Genomic DNA, 17667 nt, shown 5'->3' with positions numbered 1-17667 from the left:
CTAGTCGGTTCAGGCCACGGAGCGGAGAGCGGCGGCGGGGCGAAGCCTCGCGGCGCGCCAGCCTCCGAAGGCGCCGGCGATGAGGCCGCCGAGAATGGCCAGGCCAACGGCAATCACGATGATCCACACGGTCACCGGGGCATGCAGGGCGACGTTGGTGGTGGCCGATGCGGCAGCCTCGCGGGCGCCGGCAAAGGCCCCGCCGCCCCCGAACCCGCCAGCACCGGCACCGCCACCGAAGCCACCCGCTCCACCACCGGGAGCAGCCGTGGAGCGTGTCACCGCCCGCCCGGCTGCTCCGGCGGCGGTGGCGAAGCCGTTGCCCACGCCGCCGGAGAGAGTTGGTGCCACCACGTTCACGATGACAATGCCGACGAGGCCGACGGCGATGCCCACCACGCCACCGATCAGGCCCTGCACGACAGACTCGCCGGCAACCTGGCCGACGATGCGGCGGTTGCTCCAGCCGATGGCCTTAAGGGTGCCGAACTCGCGGGTGCGTCGGGTGACGCCCGAGATCGTGAACAGAATGGCGATGAGGAAGGCCGCGGCGAGCACGATGATCGAGAGCCAGGTTCCGAGATTGGCGACCAGGTCACCGGCGGTGCCGAGCGAACCCGAGACGCTGGAGGCGAGATCCGCCTGCGTGCTCACCGTGGCTCCGGGCAGCGCCTTCTGCAGCGCGGTCTTGATCGAGCCGATATCGCTGGCGGATGCCGCCTTCACGTAGATGCTGCTGATCTTGTCGGTGTTGCTCGAAAGCTTCTGGGCGACATCGAGCGGAATGTAGACGTTCGCGGCGGTCGTGGCATCCGAACCGCTCGCAGTCACCAGGCCGACCACCTGAAAGTCGGTTCCGCCGATGGTCACGGTGTCGCCGACGGCGATGCTCGCGGTCTTGGCGTAGCTCGCATCGAGCACCGCGACATCCTTACCGGTGTCGCTGGCGGCGAAGCTGCGCCCCTTTGAGAGCGAGACGGAGGAGAGCGGACCGACCGCGCTGCCGGCCGGGTTGATGCCGAGCACCGAGAAGGAATCCACCTTGAACGAGCTGCCACCCGCGCCATCGGCACCGCCGGTCGGGGCAGTCTGCGTGGCGCCGCCCGAAGCGTTGCCTGACGTGCCACCTGATTGGCGTTGCTCGCGCAGTTGGGCGAAGTTCGGCAGCGTTCCGTCGAAGGTGGTGTTTGTCAGCGAGAGCACCCCGGTGGCCGTGGCCACATTCTGCACGGCGCTCGCCTTGTCCAGGCTCGTCGCCGCCATGGTGGTCGCCCCGCGCTCGGATTCGAGCCGCGACTGATGAATGGTCTGGCTGCCCGTCGATGAACCGGATGCCCCCGGCTTGGCCCCGAAGTCGAAGCGGCCGCCCCCACCCGGCCCTCCGCCCGTCGTGGTGGCGCTCGCCGCCTGCGCGGGCTGCGTGACGGTCACATCGGTGCCGACCCCGTAGACCGACTGCAGAACGGAGGCTTGCGCATCCTTCACCCCGGCAGCAACGGAATTCACGATGATCACGAGCGCTATGGCCAGCGCCAGTCCTACCGCGATGATCACCGTTTGTTTGCGGCGATTCGTGAGCTCGCGTCGCAGATACGTTCCGAACATTTCTCTCCTACGAAGCAGGCCCGTGCATCGCGTGCTTCGCGAAGGCGGAGCAGGGCCGGACAGGCTGAGAGTAGAAACCCCGGCTATGCCGCGTCTAGGTCGAGGCTATGGTTTTGCTGAGGGTGATGGATGCCGCTGTGGCGACTCGATTCACCGCGTGGCCCAACGAATCCACGAGACTCACAGCATCCACATAGTTTCTTCATAGTGGGCCCGGCAGCGGCGTGCGCATAATGGGGAGCGTGAGCATCTCTGACCGCCCGAACGAGGGCGCTTCCTCCCGTAATCAGCCGCGAACCGTGCTGCGTCGCCCCGACGGCAGCGCCATCCGCGTGCTCGTCGTCGACGACGAGGCCACGCTGACCGATCTGTTGTCGATGGCCCTGCATTACGAGTCCTGGGAGGTGCGCACCGCCCCGAACGGCCAGCAGGCGCTCACGCTCGCCCGCGAGTTCAAGCCGGATGTCGTCGTGCTCGACATCATGCTGCCGGACATCGACGGGCTGCAGGTGCTCGGCCGCATGCGCGCCGACGGCTATGAGGCGCCCGTGCTGTTTCTCACCGCGAAGGATGCCCTCGACGATCGCATCGCCGGACTCACCGCCGGGGGAGACGACTACGTCACCAAGCCGTTCAGCCTCGAGGAGCTCGTCGCCCGACTGCGCGGCCTACTGCGCCGCTCGCGCACGGCGATCGCGGATGCCTCCGACCCGATTCTCACCGTTGGCGACCTCGTTCTCGACGAAGACAGCTACGAGGTGCACCGCGATGGTGAGCCCGTGTCGCTGACCGCCACCGAGTTCGAGCTGCTGCGCTTTCTCATGCGCAATCCGCGCCGCGTGCTCAGCAAGGCCCAGATTCTCGACCGGGTGTGGAGCTACGACTTCGGCGGTTCCTCGAGCGTTGTCGAGCTCTACATCTCCTATCTGCGCAAGAAGATCGATGCCGGGCGCACGCCGATGATCCACACGGTGCGCGGTGCGGGATACATGGTGAAGGCCGCCACATGAGCGAGGCCGATGCCGGTTTCGAGACGGGCCCTCCTTCGTCGAGCCCTCCTCAACCCGCAGCGCACCCCCCTACCCGCCTGCGCGATCGCATCCACATTCGCCGCTTCGGCACCTGGACCCTGCGCAGCCGCCTTGTTCTCGCCATGGTGGCCCTGCTCGCCGTGGTCAGCATCGTCATAGGGCTCATCAGCGTGCTGGCATTGCAGAGCTCGCTCATGGGCCGTCTCGACCAGCAGTTGGACAGCGCCGTCGACCGCGGACGCAGCGCCGTTCTGCGCGACCCCGGCAGCTTCGGTGGCAATCCGAACGCGCCGATCAACGCCGTGGTGGGCGCGCGAGGCCAGCCGACCGGAACGTTCGGCGCGCTGATCTCCGGCGGCAACATTCTTGCCGGTGGCTACCTCGACCCCTCGGCGACCACCAAATCGGTCACGGTGCATGTCAGCCAGTTGCTTTCCATTCCGCGTGACGCCCGCCCGCGCACCATCAATCTCGGCTCCGGCCTCGGCGAATATAGGGTGGTCGCGGCCACCCTGCCGACCGGCGATGGTCTGGTGATCGGCCTGCCCCTGTCCGAGGTGAACGGCACCCTGTCGCAGCTGATCGTCACGCTCATCGTGATCACGGTGCTCGGCCTTGCTCTTCTCGCCGTCGCAGGCACCTTCATCGTGCGCCTCGCACTGCGCCCCCTGGAGCGCATGACGGGGGCGGCCTTGCAGGTCTCCGAACTGCCGCTCGACAGCGGTGACGTGGCGTTGGCCGTGCGCGTGCCCGAATCGGATGCCGACACCCGCACCGAGGTGGGCACCATGGGCGCGGCACTCAACCGCATGCTCGGCCACATCGGTTCGGCACTGACCGCCCGGCAGAACAGCGAGAAGAAAGTGCGCCAGTTCGTCGCGGATGCCAGCCACGAGTTGCGCACGCCGCTCGCCTCCATCCGCGGTTACGCCGAGCTGACCCGCCGTTCTCCGCACGAACTGCCGGCGGATGTGACGCGCTCGATCGGCCGCATCGAATCCGAGGCCACCCGCATGACCTCGCTCGTCGAAGACCTGCTGTTGCTCGCCCGGCTCGATGAAGGGCGCGATCTCGAGCGCAAGCCGGTTGACCTGACGAGCATGCTGATCGATGCCGTGAGCGACGCACATGCTGCCGGGCCCGATCACGTGTGGTCGCTGGAACTCCCTGAGGAGCCCGTCGAGGTGCCGGGCGACGCCGCGAGGCTGCAGCAGGTGGTGACCAATCTGCTCGCCAACGCGCGGGTACACACCCCGGAGGGCACGGCGGTCACCGCGGGCATTGCCGTCGTGTCGGAGCCAGAACCGCGCGCCGTGATCACTGTCTCCGACAACGGGCCGGGAATCCCCGAAGATCTGCAGCCCACGCTGTTTGAGCGCTTCGTGCGCGGAGACGGCTCCCGCTCCCGGGCGACCGGCTCAACCGGGCTGGGGCTCGCGATAGTGCACGCCGTCGTCGAGGCGCACGGGGGCGAGGTCACTGTCACAAGCGACCCCGGTGCCACCGCGTTCGCGGTGAGCCTTCCGCTGGCCGTGGTGGATCCGCTGGTCGAGTAACGCCGTCTTCGGCGTGTATCGAGACCCGGCGCGACGGGTGCCAGACTGGAATCTCGATGCGCACGAAGGAGCACACATGAGAATCGCCGTCACCGGAGGCTCAGGAAAACTCGGCAGCACGGTCGTCGCCGTATTGCGCGACGCCGGCCACCATGTCACCAACCTCGACGCGGTCGGTCAACGCGGTCCCGGCTTTCTGAAGGTGAACATCACTGATTACGGCGAGGTCGTCGACGCCCTGTTCGGCGTGCGCGACGGCTCGGAGGCGCCCGGCGCTGTGCCTGACAAATACGACGCCCTCGTTCATCTGGCTGCGATCCCGGCCCCGGGCATCATGAGCGATGTGGCCACCTTTCACAACAACATCCTGGCCACATTCAACGTGTTCGAGGCCGCGCGCCGGGCCGGCATCCGCAACATCGTCTATGCCTCGAGTGAGACGGTTCTCGGGCTGCCGTTCGACGTTCCGCCGCCGTACATTCCAGTCGACGAGGAATACCCAGCACGCCCCGAGAGCGTGTACTCGCTGGTGAAGCACCTCGAGGAGCAAATGGCGATCGAGCTGACCCGCTGGGATCCGCAGCTCAAGATCATCGGCCTGCGCTTCTCCAATGTGATGAACCAGGAGGACTACGCCGAGTTCGCCTCCTTCGATGCGGATGCGACGCTGCGCAAGTGGAACCTTTGGGGCTATATCGATGGTCGCGACGGCGCACAGGCCGTGCTGAAAGCGCTCGAGTTGGACAAGACCGGCTTCGACCGATTCATCATCGCGGCGGCGGACACGGTCATGTCCCGCTCGAATGACGAGCTCGTCGCAGAGGTCTTTCCGAATGTGACGATTACCCGCGAGCTCGGCGAGCACGACACCATGCTCTCGATCGACAAGGCCCGCCGCGTGCTCGGCTTCGACCCGCAGCACTCCTGGCGCGACTGACTCGGCGACTATTCGCTCAGGCTGTTGAGCCGTTCCAGCAATTCGACGAGCTTCTCCAGGTCGCCGAGTTGCCAGTCGGCGAGGCCGGCGTGCAGGCTTTTCTGGTCGGCCCGACGCACGGCGGCGACGCGGGTCTGCGCATCCGCCGTCGCCACCAGGTAGGCGGCCCGTCGGTCGTTCGGGTCGGATTCGCGGGTGATGAGTCCCATGCCCTCGAGCTGCCGCACCTGACGACTCATCATGCTCTTGTCCAGGTCGAGCCGCTCGGCCATCGCCCCGGCGTGGGTCGGACCGCAGCGCAAAAGGGTGGCCAGCACGGTGAAGCCGAGCGGCTGCAACTCGGGGTGCACGCGGGAGGCGCGATCGCGCATTCCCGCACGCACCCGCGTGTACAGAATGGTGAATTGCTCTTCCACGGATGCGATGGCCGCGCTGGAGACATGCTGGTCGGCTGCCGTCATGGCAAGGATCATAGTCGCGCTCGCTTAGCGATTTCGGGCGGGAGTATCCGCCCGGTGAGCGGGTCCCGTTGGAGCGGATACAACAGGCACTGATGCCGTGAACGGACCGGAACCCGCCATGGCCTCGCCGACCTCGACGATGGTCTCCTCGGCCTCTTCGATGACAGTCGGATGCGTTGCCTGCGGCCCCTTCGGTTCCTCGGCCAGCCGCTCCAGCGTCGTCTTGGTGCCCAGCTTCGCGTTCGGGATCAGGATCACGGCGATGATGGTGATGACAGCGACAGGCGCGGCGACGAGGAAGATGTGTGCCACGGCGTCTCCGTAGACAGACTCGATGATCACGCGAACGCTCTCGGGCAGGGCGCTCACCTTGGGGATGGTTCCGCTCTGCAGGGCCGCGGCAACCTTCGCGCCGCCCGCCCCGAGGTGCGCAATCGCGGACTGGAGCGCATCCGTCTTGTCGCCGATCAGCTCGACCACTTTGGAGCCGAGAATCGATCCCATGACCGAGACACCGATGGTGCCACCGAGGCTGCGGAAGAAGGTGACCGAGGCGCTGGCGGCGCCCATGTCACGCGGGGAAACGACGTTCTGCACGATCAGCACGAGGTTCTGCATGACCACGCCCACGCCGATGCCGAGCAGGAACATGAACACGGCCAGCAGCACGTAGTTGGTGTTGTAACTCACGGTGCCGAGCAGGAACATACCGGCGGTGAACGAGACCGATCCCGCCACCATGTAGACCTTCCACTTGCCGAAGCGACTGATGAGCTGGCCGACCACGATCGAGGAGCCGAGCATGCCGATGACCATCGGCAGGGTCAGGAGGCCGGACTGGGTCGGCGAAGCGCCTCGTGCGAGCTGCATGTACTGGCTGAGGAAGATGGATGCGCCGAACATGGCGACACCGACGGTGATGCTGGCGATGGTCGCAAAGGTGAAGGTGCGGTTCTTGAAGAGGTGCATCGGAATGATGGGCTCTTTCACGTTGAGCTCAACGATGACGGCTCCGATGAGGGCAAGCGCCGCGATGCCCACCATGATCAGTGATGTCCAGGATGCCCACTCAAACTGACCGGCCTGCCCAGCGAGAGAGACCCAGATGAGCAGCAGTGAGACACCGCCGGCGATGAGAATCGCGCCGAAGTAGTCGATGGAAACCTTGCGGCCGGATCCCTTCGGCAGCCGCAGGGTCTTCTGCAGCAGCAGAATGGCGATGATCGCGAACGGCACGCCCACGTAGAAATTCCAGCGCCAGCCGAGCGAGTCGGTGAGCAGCCCGCCGATCAGCGGCCCGCCCACGGTTCCGACGCCCATGACGGCGCCGAACAGACCCATGTACCGACCGCGTTCGCGGGGGCTGATGATGTCGGCCAGGATGATCTGGCTGAGCGCCGTGAGACCGCCGGCGCCGAGGCCCTGCAGCACGCGGAAGCCGATGAGCATGTCCGTGTTCGTCGAGAAGCCGGCCAGCGCGGAGCCCACCACGAACACCACGAGGGAGAGCTGAATGAGCAGCTTGCGATTGAAGAGGTCGGCCAGTTTTCCCCAGATGGGCGTGGAAACCGTCGTGGCCAGCAGGGTGGACGTCACCACCCAGGTGTAGGCCGTCTGGTCGCCCTTGAGGTCGGAGATGATGCGCGGAAGCGAGGTCGAGACGACCGTGCTGGCGAGGATCGCGACGAACATGCCCAGCAGAAGGCCCGAAAGCGCCTCGAGAACCTGGCGGTGTGTCATGGCGATTCCCGCCGGGGTGGTGGAAGCCGGGGCATCCTGCGTGAGAGCACGCGACATTGATGAACTCCAAAGTCTGGTGATGACGGACGAGAGCGTCGGCTCGACGGTGCGCCTCAGCAAACAACCTAGATGGTTGTAACTGGTCAACTATATATATCTAGTTGACTTGAGTCAACTAGTTGATGGCGCTCGGGTTTCTGGCGCGGCCATGGCCACGGGGGTACGGTGCGGATATCGCTGAGGGGGAGACATGTCACAAACGGAATTGAAGACCATCCGCACCTCGATCCCGGCTCGAATGGATCGGCTGCCGTGGTCGCGGTGGCACTGGATGATCGTGATCGGCCTCGGCACCGTGTGGATACTCGACGGCCTCGAGGTGACCATCGTGGGCGCCATTGCCTCGCGTCTCACCGAACACAGCAGCGGGCTCGGGCTCACGACCGGCCAGATCGGGCTTGCCGCAGCCGTCTATGTTGCCGGCGCCTGCGTGGGCTCCCTGTTCTTCGGCTATCTCACCGACCGCTTCGGCCGCAAGAAACTCTTCATGATCACGCTCGGCCTGTATCTGCTGGCCACCGTGCTCACGGCCTTCTCCTTCACTCCGCTGTACTTCTTCATTTGTCGCTTCTTCACGGGGGCGGGCATCGGGGGAGAGTACTCGGCCATCAACTCGGCCATCGACGAGCTCATCCCGGCCAAGCGCCGCGGGGTCGTCGACCTGGCGATCAACGGCTCGTACTGGCTCGGCACGGCGTTCGGCGCGATGCTCACGGTTGTGCTGCTGAACACCGATATCTTCGCGGCCGACCTCGGCTGGCGGCTGGCCTTCGGGCTTGGCGCGGTGCTCGGCGTGCTGATCCTTCTGGTGCGACGCAACGTGCCGGAGTCGCCACGGTGGCAGTTCATCCACGGCCTGGATAAAGAGGCCGAGGCGCTGGTCGGTGACATCGAGAAAGAAGTGGAGAAGACATCCGGAGAATCGCTCGATGCCGTCGGCGACGACGCCGAGATAGAGATCAAGCAGCGCAAGACCACCGGTTTCGGGGAGATCATTCGCGTGGGCTTCAGCGTGTATCCGAGGCGCTCGATACTGGGCCTTTCACTCTTCATCGGACAGGCGTTCCTCTATAACGCCGTCTTCTTCACCTATGCGCTCGTTCTCACCAAGCTGTTCCATGTTTCAGACTCGATAGCGCCGTGGTCGCTTGTGCCGATAGCCATCGGCAATTTTCTCGGCCCGCTGCTGCTCGGTTCGTTGTTCGACAGCATCGGCCGCCGGGTCATGATCAGCGGTTGTTATATCGGGTCAGGCGCGCTGCTGGTCGGCACCGGCCTGCTCTGGCAGGCTGGCGCGCTCAACGCGGTGGGATTGACCGTGTGCTGGGTTGTCGTCTTCTTCTTCGCTTCGGCCGGAGCGAGTGCGGCCTATCTCACGGTGAGTGAAATCTTTCCGATGGAAACCCGGGCCATGGCCATTGCGTTCTTCTATGCGGTGGGAACCGGCCTGGGTGGCATCATCGGCCCGATCCTGTTCGGCCAGTTCATCGACCAGGGTGCCGCTTCGGTGAGATTCGGCTACTTTCTGGGGGCTGGCCTCATGATCGCGGCTGGTCTGGTGGAGGTGTTCCTCGGCATCGACTCCGAACGCAAGTCACTCGAAGACATCGCCGCACCGCTCTCCTCCACTGCGAAGTCCGAGTAGTTCCGATGGTCGAGTAGCTCGTGCAGCGAGCGTATCGAGACCAGCATTCGGCCAATTTGCAGAACGGATGCCTCCTCCCGTACTCTGTACGAAGCCAAAGACCGCCGGTTATCGGTTGCATTCTCTCGAAAGAGGGCAGGCATCCGATCGAAGGTTCACACGTGAACGGCCCGCGCAGGTGTATGAAGTAGTTCTCGCATCCTGTTGAAAGACACTGCGACTCCCGCTCCGTGCCACTGCGTACGGAGCTTTTTTCATGTGCGCCCGGGGCTGCCGGCACAGAAATATTGAGGAGTGGCCATGGCGAACAAGGAAGCCTCGGTTGCCGAACTCACGGAGAAGTTCCAGAGCTCGACTGCCGTTCTGCTGACCGAGTACCGCGGCCTCACTGTTGCCCAGCTCAAGCAGCTGCGAACCAGCATCAGTGCGGACGCAACGTACGCCGTGGTGAAGAACACGCTGACCAAGATTGCGGCGAACGCCGCCGGCATCTCGTCGTTTGACGACGAGCTCGTCGGTCCGTCCGCCATCGCATTCGTGCACGGAGACCCTGTCTCCGTCGCGAAGGCGCTGCGTGACTTTGCCAAGGCAAACCCTCTTCTGGTGGTGAAGGGTGGTTACTTCGACGGTAACCCGCTGACCGCCGCAGAGGTAGGCAAGCTCGCCGACCTCGAGTCCCGCGACGTGCTGCTGGCCAAGCTGGCTGGCGCATTCAAGGCCTCGCTGTTCGGAGCCGCATATCTGTTCAACGCACCGCTGTCGAAGGCCGTTCGCACGGTCGACGCGCTGCGTGAGAAGCAGGAGTCCGCGAGCTAGTCATCCGTGCAACGGATGCCGACACCGCGGTGAGTACATCACGAGAACTAAAGGAGAAAACATTATGGCAAAGCTGTCGACCGACGAGCTGCTCGAAGCGTTCAAGGAGCTCACGCTCATTGAGCTGAGCGAGTTCGTCAAGAAGTTTGAAGAGACCTTCGAGGTCACCGCTGCTGCTCCGGTTGCTGCTGCAGCCGTTGCCGGCCCCGCGGCCGCCGCGGAAGAGGTTGAGGAGAAGGATTCCTTCGACGTCATCCTCGAGTCTGCGGGCGAGAAGAAGATCCAGGTCATCAAGGAGGTGCGCGCGCTCACCAGCCTCGGCCTCGGTGAGGCGAAGGCCGTTGTTGACGGCGCCCCTAAGGCTGTTCTTGAGGGTGCGAACAAGGAGACCGCCGAGAAGGCAAAGGCCCAGCTTGAAGAGGCTGGCGCCACCGTCACGCTCAAGTAGTCAAGGCCCCGTCTACGGGGTTCCTCGCAAGGGCGCCGCTTTCGTTTCGAAGGCGGCGCCCTTTGTGCGTTTCGCGGCCGTCAGCGCCAGAAGTCGGTGAGATGCTCGCTCAGGGCTGTGCCCTGCTCGTAACCGGCTCGGGCAGCGGGTGGACGCAGAGACGGATCCATCGCATTGGCGCCGAACATATGCTCGGAGTCGCTGTCAGGGAAGATCGTCTCGACTCGGCTGCCGCCCGCGAGCAGTAGGTCGACTTGCGCCGCCAGTCGTGTGTTCCACTCCAGTGGATGCAGTGTTTTGCCGCCGAGCGGGGACAGCACCAGCACCCGTTCGTAGCCGACTGCCAGATCGGCATTCTCGGCGTTGGCACGATAGCCGCCGTCGAGGTACGCCTTGTCGCCGATTCTGTAGGGAAGGCCACCGCCGGCGCAGCTGGCGGCGACAGCATCCACCAGGTCGACCCCGCTGTGGCGATCGAATACGACCGGTTCACCGGTATGGGCATCGACCGCCGTGATGAGCACCAGACGTTGCGGCCAACTCTGACTGGGCAATCGAGAGGCGACGGTGGTACGCCACCGTGCTTGCCAGGAGCCGTCCGATGCCGCCTCCCTTTCGAGTGCTGCCGCGCCCATTCTGCGGCGCATGTCAGCCACGTCCTCAGAGGAGGCGATGACCTGCAGGAATCTCTCGAGCTGGTCCGCCATCGGCCTGGCGGGGCGTCGGTCAGATCCGACCGGACCGGTCCGTTGCGCGGGAACAGCGGCAACGGTGGCTGCGAACAGCTCGGTCGGGGTCGCGCCAGCCAACTGGGCCGCGGCCGTCGATCCGGCTGACGTGCCAATTGTCAGCTCGGCTGTGGTCACGTCCAGCCCGGTATCGAACAGGCCGGCGACGACGCCGATCAGCCAGGCGTTGCCTGTTGATCCGCCGCCGCCGAGCACCAAGGCTCGCTTGCCGGTTGTCGGGGTGAAATTCTGAGTAGAAAAAAGTGTTGTGTTCATGGGAGGTGCCTTTCGCAAATTGCGTGTCAGGCGCTCCCGGCGGCGACTACTAAAGTCGCGCGATCGTGGACTGCAGGGGAGCGCCCACTGTGGATACTGCGTTCATGGGTCTCACCTCCTGCCGATAGATCACGATCGGCAGAACGCTAACACGCCGTCGAGGCGGTGCACAAGCGCGACCGGTCGGGTGAAGCTCAGCCGTTTTGGGCGTATGCGATGGCGATGAACTTCCGCAGTTCGGTGTCGACCTCTTCGGGCGTCGACAGAGCGACTCGATGGGATGCCTGAGCGAAATTTGTGCTCGGTATCAAGCGCGAGCCGGTCGGGGCATCCGTGAACCGAAGGAGCCAGCCTGCTGACCGGGCCGCGGCATCCGCAATCGCCCACTGACTGTTCTGGGGGATCGACCACCGCGATTTCAGGAGGTTGCGCACGGCCTTGTGGTCGATTGGATCGATACCGGCGTCGGCCACGATGGCGACCCACTCCTCGACCGTCTTGCCCGTGCGCTCGCGCATCGACGCAGAGACCGCACGCACCATATCCTCGGGACTCGCCATGCGCCAAGCCTCAGTCGCTGCTGTCATCACGGCCATGCGCGACTCCTGCCTCGCTGAGCGCACACTAAAACGACGGAGAACGTGCCCGAGAGCGGACGGAATCGTGCTTTTCGTGGCAGGAGGGACTCTTTTTCGTCGTTTTGATTTATATAGACGGGCTATATATAGTTGAGGGATGCCTGCACATGAAGTCCTTGATGTGACGCGCGCCCACGGCGCCGCGCCGAGTAACGTTCCACCCGAGCTGCACACGATTCTCAGCGATCTCGTGCAGACCAGCCACCGCCTCACCCGCCTCGCCGCGCGCGTGACCGGCAACACCGAGTCGCCCGCCACGTGGCGCACGCTCTCCGCGCTGCGCAGCGACGGCCCCATGCGCCTGGGCGAGCTCGCGGCACACAGCCGCGTCTCCCAGCCCACCATGACCAAGATCGTGCGCAACCTCGTCGAGAGCGAGTGGGTCAAGCGCATCGCCGACGTCGACGACGCCCGCGCCTGGCAGATCGCCAGCACAACCAAGGGAGAACAGGCGCTGGATGCGTGGCGCGACCAGCTCGCATCCGCTCTGTTGCCGCTTTTCGAGGGCATCACAAGCACCGAGGTCGATACGCTGCGGAGCGCCGTGGAGATCGTCACCGCACGGGTGCAATTGACGGATGCCGCATCGTCGGCACTGCGTGGGAAAGGTAACTGATGGCGCACGGCACCGAAAAGTCCGGAAACATTCTCAAACAGCCGATGGCCGTGTGGGCCGTCGCATTCGCGAGCGTCATCGCATTCATGGGCATCGGCCTCGTCGATCCGATTCTTCCGGCGATTGCCCGTGACCTGAAGGCCACGCCCACCGAGACCGAGATGCTGTTCACGACGTATCTGCTCGTGACCGGCGTTGCGATGTTCTTCACGAGCTGGGTCTCGAGCAGGCTCGGCGCCAAGAAGACGCTGCTCATCGGTCTCGCGCTCATCGTGGTCTTCGCGGCCGCGGCCGGCCTCAGCCCGAATGCCGAGGCGATCATGAGCTTCCGCGCGGGCTGGGGGCTCGGCAACGCGCTGTTCATCTCCACGGCGCTCGCCACCATCGTGGGCGCGGCCAGCGGTGGCACCTCGAGCGCGATCATCCTGTATGAGGCGGCGCTCGGCCTCGGCATCGCCGTCGGCCCCCTGCTCGGTGGCGTGCTCGGTGGCATCAGTTGGCGCGGACCGTTCTTCGGCACGGCGGCTCTCATGGCCATCGGGTTCATCGCGATAGTGGCGATGCTGCGCAAGAACCCCGAGACGCCGACGCCCACGCGGCTCTCCGCGCCGTTCCGGGCGCTGCGCAACCCGGCGCTCGGCACGCTCGCCGGTGCCGCACTCTTCTACAACATCGGCTTCTTCGTGCTGCTGGCGTACACGCCTTTCGCGCTGCAGGAGCTTGGCTTCGGCGACGCCATGACCCTCGGATTCATCTTCTTCGGCTGGGGGCTTGCCGTCGCAATCTCCTCCGTCTGGGGTGCGCCGCTGCTCACCAACCGGCTTCCGCGCACGCGCACCATGTGGATAGTGCTGCCGTTGCTGGCGATCGACCTGATCGTCGCGGGGCTGGTCGTGGGCTCGGTCGTAGGCATCATCGTCTGCGTGATTGTGGGCGGCCTGCTGCTCGGCGTCATGAACACGGTGCTGACCGAATCGGTTATGGAGGCGACGGATCTGCCCCGCTCAGTCGCATCATCCGCATATTCGGGCGTGCGTTTCATCGGCGGTGCCATTGCCCCGCCCGGGGCGACGCTGCTGGCCGGATTGCTGGGAGCAGCCACGCCATACTTCGCCGGTGGCGTCTCCGTGCTGATCGCCGCCGTCATCATCGTGACGGGCAGTCGCCGGTTGAAGCGTGTTGACGGTGTCGAGGAGACGCAACTGCAAGAGGCCGAGGCGCTCACGCTCGCCGACGCGAGCTGACCTCACCCGCTCGCACCTCAGCGAAGGCGTCGGTGCTCAAATGGTTGCCAATTTGCAACCCGGTCCCCGATGCGAAGCTGTCTGCCCCTCGGTAGGGTGTCACTGAGGAAGCGTTTGCATCCGAGGAATCCTTTGTTGTAAACGCTGCACTGCACGCTCAACGAGGAGAGACAGATGAAGAGCATAGGTCGTCGTCGAATCATTCCGATCCTGGCAGCCACAAGCATCGCCGCACTCGCGCTGGCCGGGTGCTCATCCGGGGGCTCGGGTGGAGGATCGACCAGCGGTGGTTCAGGTAGCGCGCTGAAGGGCGTGACGCTCAATGTCGCATCCGATTGGTCGGGGGCGGAGCAAAAGAACTTCGAGGCCGTGCTGGCCCAGTTCACGAAGGAGACCGGGGCAAAGGTCAATTACCAGAGCTACGGCAGCGATGTCGCGACGACGCTGGACACCAAGATCTCGGGCGGCAACCCGCCGGATGTCGCGGTAGTGCCGCAGCCGGGCCTGCTGAACAACCTCGCCAAGGCCGGCAGCCTGCAGCCGCTGGACGCAGCCACGCTCAAAGAGGTCAAGGCGAACTATTCGCCAGACTGGGTGAAGCTCGGCTCGTACAACGACAAGGTCTACGGTGTCTGGTTCAAGGGCGCCAACAAATCGACCGTCTGGTACAACACCGACGTCTATGACGCGGCCGGCGCCACCGTTCCCAAGACGTGGGACGACTTCATCAAGCAGCTGGGTGTCATCTCGGATTCTGGCACGCCGGGCATCTCGATCGGTGCGGATGCCGGCTGGCCGCTGACCGACTGGTTCGAGAACGTGTACCTGCGTTCGGCCGGCGGCGCCATGTACGACAAGCTCACCAACCACGAGATCCCGTGGACGGATCCCTCGGTGACGAAGGCACTCACCATTCTCGGGCAGCTGTGGGGCAACTCGAACCTGGTGCAGCCTGGAACCGCGCAGCGCACCTTCGGCGACTCCGTGACGGCCGTCTTCGGTGCCCCTCCCAAGGCGGGTACCGTCTTCGAGGGTGACTTCGTCGCAGGAAACATTGCCAGCGACACCAAGTCGGTTGTCGGCAAGAACGCCAAGTTCTACGACTTCCCATCGGTTGACGGCTCCGGTCCGGCCGTGGTCGGAGGCGGAAACGCCGCGATCCAGCTGACAACGCACAAGGGGGCGGCCGAGCTCATGAAGTATCTTGCCGGCCCCGAGTCGGCAACGATCTGGGTGAAGCTCGGTGGCTTCACCTCGCCCAACAAGAAGGTCGATACCTCGGCGTATCCCGATGCCACCACCAAGCAGATCGCCGAAGCTGTGCTGAATGCCAAGACCTTCCGCTTCGACATGTCCGATCAGGCACCGAGCGCATTCGGCGGCACAAAGGGCACGGGTGAGTGGCAGATTCTGATCGACTTCTTCAACAACCCGAAGGACATCGCGGGCACACAGGCAAAGCTGGAAGCCGCGGCCGTGGCCGCCTGGAAGTAACGAAACCGCGACGGCTTCGTCATGACAACCACGGAGGTTGCCTCGACGGTTGGTGCGACGGACGGGGAGGGTGCACGGCGCCCTCCCCGCCCGGGCGCCAGGCGTCGCAACATCACGATCGCGGTGAGCTTTCTCGCGCCCGCACTGGTGCTTCTCGGAGTACTGGTCGCGTATCCGGTGATCTATTCGGTCTGGCGTTCGCTGTACGACGCGGCCGGAACGAACTTTCTCGGCCTCGGCAACTACGCGACCATGTTCACGGATCCGTCGACGTTCACGGCGATCCGGAACAACGTCATCTGGGTCGTCGTTGTGCCGGTCACGGTCACAATTCTCGGCCTGATTTTTGCCGTGCTCATGGACAAGATCAAGTGGGGCATCGCGTTCAAGCTCATCGTCTTTATGCCGATGGCGATCTCGATGGTGGCTGCCGGCGTCATCTTCCGCACGACGTTCCAGGAAAGCCCGCAGCTCGGTGTGGTCAATGCCGCGCTCGTCGGCATCCATGACACTTTCGGTGGCGGTTCCGCCTATCCGAATGCGCGACCACGGCCGGAGGCCGGGCTCGGAGTCAAGGACGGTGGGGTCGTCTCGCAGAATCCGGTGGCCGCCGGGTCGAGTCAGGACTTTCCTCTCGTAGCCATCAAGCCCACCGACGTTCCGGCGAGCGCGAAGGACGCGGTTGAAGCACAGGCGGCGGTATCCGGAACCATCACCGGAACGGTGTGGCTGGACTTCGTGCGCGGCGGCGGCGGCACCAACGGCAAGATCGGCGACGGCAAGAAGGGATTGCCGGGCGTCGAAGTCGACGCGCTGGATTCCTCGGGCAAGGTGGTCGCCTCGGCGACCACGGCGGATGACGGCACCTACGTGATCACATCGGTTCCGTCGGGCAGTCATGTCGTGAGCCTGCCTGCCAAGAACTTCAGTGCGTCATACGCCGGTGTCTCCTGGCTCGGGCCGACACTCGTGACGGCCGTTGTGATCCTCAGCTACATCTGGATCTGGGCCGGATTCGCGATGGTGATGATCGCATCCGGACTCTCGGCGATGGATCGCAACCTGCAGGAGGCGGCCCGCATGGACGGCGCCAACGAATGGCAGGTGTTCCGAAGGATCACCGCGCCGTTGCTCTCCCCGGTGCTCGTCGTTGTCTTCGTGACACTGATCGTCAACGTGCTGAAAATCTTCGACCTGGTCTACGTCATACCTCCGCCTTCTTCGCTGCCGGATGCCACGGTGATAGCGGTGCAGATGTGGACCGTCTCGTTCGGGGGCGGCAACAACCAGGGTCTCGGCAGCGCGTTGGCGATCCTGCTTTTGATACTGGTTCTGCCTTTCATGATCATCAACGTGCGTCGCTTCAGAATGGATAAGGAACGATGAGCGGGCTCACGCTGGTGAAGGCGCAGCGCAGCGCCGCACGCAAGATTCTCGACTTCTTCGGCAAGGGCGTCGTCAACCTGGTGTTGATCGTCATAGCGATCTTCTGGCTCGTACCGACCGTCGGGCTGTTCATCTCGTCGTTGCGCAACAGTAAAGACAACAGTGCGAGCGGATGGTGGACCGTCTTCACGACACCGGCCCAGCTCACCGTCGACAACTACGCGAACCTACTGCAGAACAACCAGTTCATGGGGTCGTTCGGCAACACGATCATGATCACGGTGCCGGCGACGCTGCTCGTGATCATCATCGGATCGCTGGCCGGCTACGCCTTCGCCTGGATGAAGTTTCCGGGGCGGGACTGGCTGCTCATCGCCGTGATTGTGCTGCTCGCGGTGCCATCCCAGGTGGCGCTGATTCCCATCGCGAAGCTGTACGGCAGCCTGGGCCTGTTCGGCTCGATCGTCGGCGTTGTGCTGTTCCACGTGGCGTTCGGATTGCCGTTCGCCATCTTTCTGCTGCGCAACTTTTTCACGCAGGTGCCCGGCGAGCTGATGGAGGCCGCGCGTCTCGATGGCGCGAGCGAATGGCGCATCTTCTCCACGATCATCATTCCGCTCGGGATGCCCGCGATAGCCTCGCTCGGCATCTTCCAGTTTCTCTGGGTGTGGAACGACATGCTGATCGCGCTGATCTTCACGAACGCGTCGTCCCAGCCGGTGACGGTGGCGATCCAGGGTCAGCTGCGCCAGTTCGGGGCGAACATTGACGTTCTCTCCTCCGGGGCATTCCTGTCGATGATCGTTCCGCTGATTGTCTTCTTCGCATTCCAGCGCTACTTCGTGACCGCGCTGCTCGCGGGGTCGACGAAGTAGCGCGGCGGCCTCGCCAGTACGCGAGCAGCGAATACGCGCGAACCGCGTCGGCAGTCGGGATTAGGCTCACCACGTGAGTGGAATGCACGGCGCCGGGACCGGCGGAGCTGG

General features: G+C 64.5%; 16 protein-coding genes. 11 read left to right on the top strand and 5 right to left on the bottom strand.

The features are described 5' to 3' along the window. Nucleotides 1-9: 9 nt before the first annotated feature. Nucleotides 10-1605, bottom strand: coding sequence for an ABC transporter permease (locus ASC63_RS01860; RefSeq protein ID WP_055809172.1), 1596 nt, complete (start codon nt 1603-1605; stop codon nt 10-12). Nucleotides 1606-1838: 233 nt separating this feature from the next. Between ASC63_RS01860 and ASC63_RS01855 the strand changes: the two genes are divergently transcribed. The 3 genes from ASC63_RS01855 (at nt 1839) to ASC63_RS01845 (ending at nt 5129) form a co-directional block, all read left to right on the top strand. Beyond that, nucleotides 1839-2615 carry a response regulator transcription factor gene (locus tag ASC63_RS01855; protein ID WP_200936714.1) on the top strand — a complete coding sequence of 259 codons (777 nt, stop codon included), beginning with the start codon at nt 1839-1841 and terminating at the stop codon, nt 2613-2615. Then, complete coding sequence (locus ASC63_RS01850; RefSeq protein ID WP_082487044.1) at nt 2612-4192, top strand: sensor histidine kinase; 1581 nt, start codon at nt 2612-2614, stop codon at nt 4190-4192. Before ASC63_RS01855 ends, ASC63_RS01850 begins: the two co-directional genes overlap by 4 nt. Nucleotides 4193-4268: 76 nt before the next feature. Continuing rightward, complete coding sequence (locus ASC63_RS01845) at nt 4269-5129, top strand: NAD-dependent epimerase/dehydratase family protein (RefSeq protein WP_055809169.1); 861 nt, start codon at nt 4269-4271, stop codon at nt 5127-5129. Between the two features lie 8 nt (nt 5130-5137). Here ASC63_RS01845 and ASC63_RS01840 read toward each other — a convergent pair whose 3' ends face one another. Beyond that, the gene (locus ASC63_RS01840; protein ID WP_235491716.1) at nt 5138-5590 is read right to left on the bottom strand and encodes a MarR family winged helix-turn-helix transcriptional regulator; all 453 of its coding nucleotides are present in this window, start codon (nt 5588-5590) and stop codon (nt 5138-5140) included. A 24-nt stretch (nt 5591-5614) separates the two neighbouring features. Continuing rightward, entirely contained in the window at nt 5615-7387 is a 1773-nt protein-coding gene (locus ASC63_RS01835) for an MDR family MFS transporter (protein WP_055809162.1), read from the bottom strand. 193 nt (nt 7388-7580) lie between these two features. Here ASC63_RS01835 and ASC63_RS01830 point away from each other — a divergent pair, with 193 nt between their 5' ends. The 3 genes from ASC63_RS01830 to rplL all read left to right on the top strand — a co-directional run bounded on the left by ASC63_RS01830 (nt 7581) and on the right by rplL (nt 10299). Then, nucleotides 7581-9035, top strand: coding sequence for an MFS transporter (locus tag ASC63_RS01830; protein ID WP_235491714.1), 1455 nt, complete (start codon nt 7581-7583; stop codon nt 9033-9035). Between the two features lie 300 nt (nt 9036-9335). After that, nucleotides 9336-9851: a 50S ribosomal protein L10 gene (gene rplJ, locus ASC63_RS01825; RefSeq protein WP_055809157.1), complete on the top strand. Its 516-nt coding sequence runs from the start codon at nt 9336-9338 to the stop codon at nt 9849-9851. Between the two features lie 64 nt (nt 9852-9915). Beyond that, nucleotides 9916-10299 carry a 50S ribosomal protein L7/L12 gene (gene rplL, locus ASC63_RS01820; protein WP_055809155.1) on the top strand — a complete coding sequence of 128 codons (384 nt, stop codon included), beginning with the start codon at nt 9916-9918 and terminating at the stop codon, nt 10297-10299. A gap of 80 nt (nt 10300-10379) precedes the next feature. Here the strand turns inward: rplL and ASC63_RS01815 are convergent, their stop codons facing one another. Both ASC63_RS01815 and ASC63_RS01810 read right to left on the bottom strand, forming a co-directional pair. After that, nucleotides 10380-11303 (bottom strand): patatin-like phospholipase family protein, encoded by a 924-nt coding sequence (locus ASC63_RS01815; RefSeq protein ID WP_055809152.1) that lies wholly within the window; start codon nt 11301-11303, stop codon nt 10380-10382. A 194-nt stretch (nt 11304-11497) separates the two neighbouring features. Continuing rightward, a complete protein-coding gene (locus tag ASC63_RS01810) occupies nt 11498-11863 on the bottom strand; it encodes a hypothetical protein (protein WP_157487540.1) in 366 nt (121 codons plus the stop codon). 175 nt (nt 11864-12038) lie between these two features. On the opposite strand from ASC63_RS01810, the gene ASC63_RS01805 reads away from it, so the two are divergent. From ASC63_RS01805 to ASC63_RS01785, 5 genes are all read left to right on the top strand, one after another. Continuing rightward, nucleotides 12039-12557: a MarR family winged helix-turn-helix transcriptional regulator gene (locus tag ASC63_RS01805; protein WP_055809146.1), complete on the top strand. Its 519-nt coding sequence runs from the start codon at nt 12039-12041 to the stop codon at nt 12555-12557. Continuing rightward, nucleotides 12557-13801, top strand: a complete 1245-nt coding sequence (locus ASC63_RS01800) for an MFS transporter (protein WP_055809144.1) — start codon at nt 12557-12559, stop codon at nt 13799-13801. Before ASC63_RS01805 ends, ASC63_RS01800 begins: the two co-directional genes overlap by 1 nt. A gap of 174 nt (nt 13802-13975) precedes the next feature. Next, entirely contained in the window at nt 13976-15295 is a 1320-nt protein-coding gene (locus ASC63_RS01795; protein WP_055809142.1) for an ABC transporter substrate-binding protein, read from the top strand. 21 nt (nt 15296-15316) lie between these two features. Next, on the top strand, nt 15317-16681 hold the full coding sequence (locus ASC63_RS01790; RefSeq protein ID WP_055809140.1) for an ABC transporter permease: 1365 nt from the start codon (nt 15317-15319) through the stop codon (nt 16679-16681). Next, nucleotides 16678-17556 carry a carbohydrate ABC transporter permease gene (locus tag ASC63_RS01785; RefSeq protein WP_055809138.1) on the top strand — a complete coding sequence of 293 codons (879 nt, stop codon included), beginning with the start codon at nt 16678-16680 and terminating at the stop codon, nt 17554-17556. Before ASC63_RS01790 ends, ASC63_RS01785 begins: the two co-directional genes overlap by 4 nt. Nucleotides 17557-17667 lie beyond the last annotated feature (111 nt).

The organism is Leifsonia sp. Root112D2, from assembly GCF_001424905.1.
In the GTDB taxonomy this organism is placed as follows: Bacteria; Actinomycetota; Actinomycetes; order Actinomycetales; family Microbacteriaceae; genus Root112D2.
The sequence above is the reverse complement of the archived record's forward strand: the minus strand, read 5'-3'. Positions and strand labels throughout refer to the sequence as shown.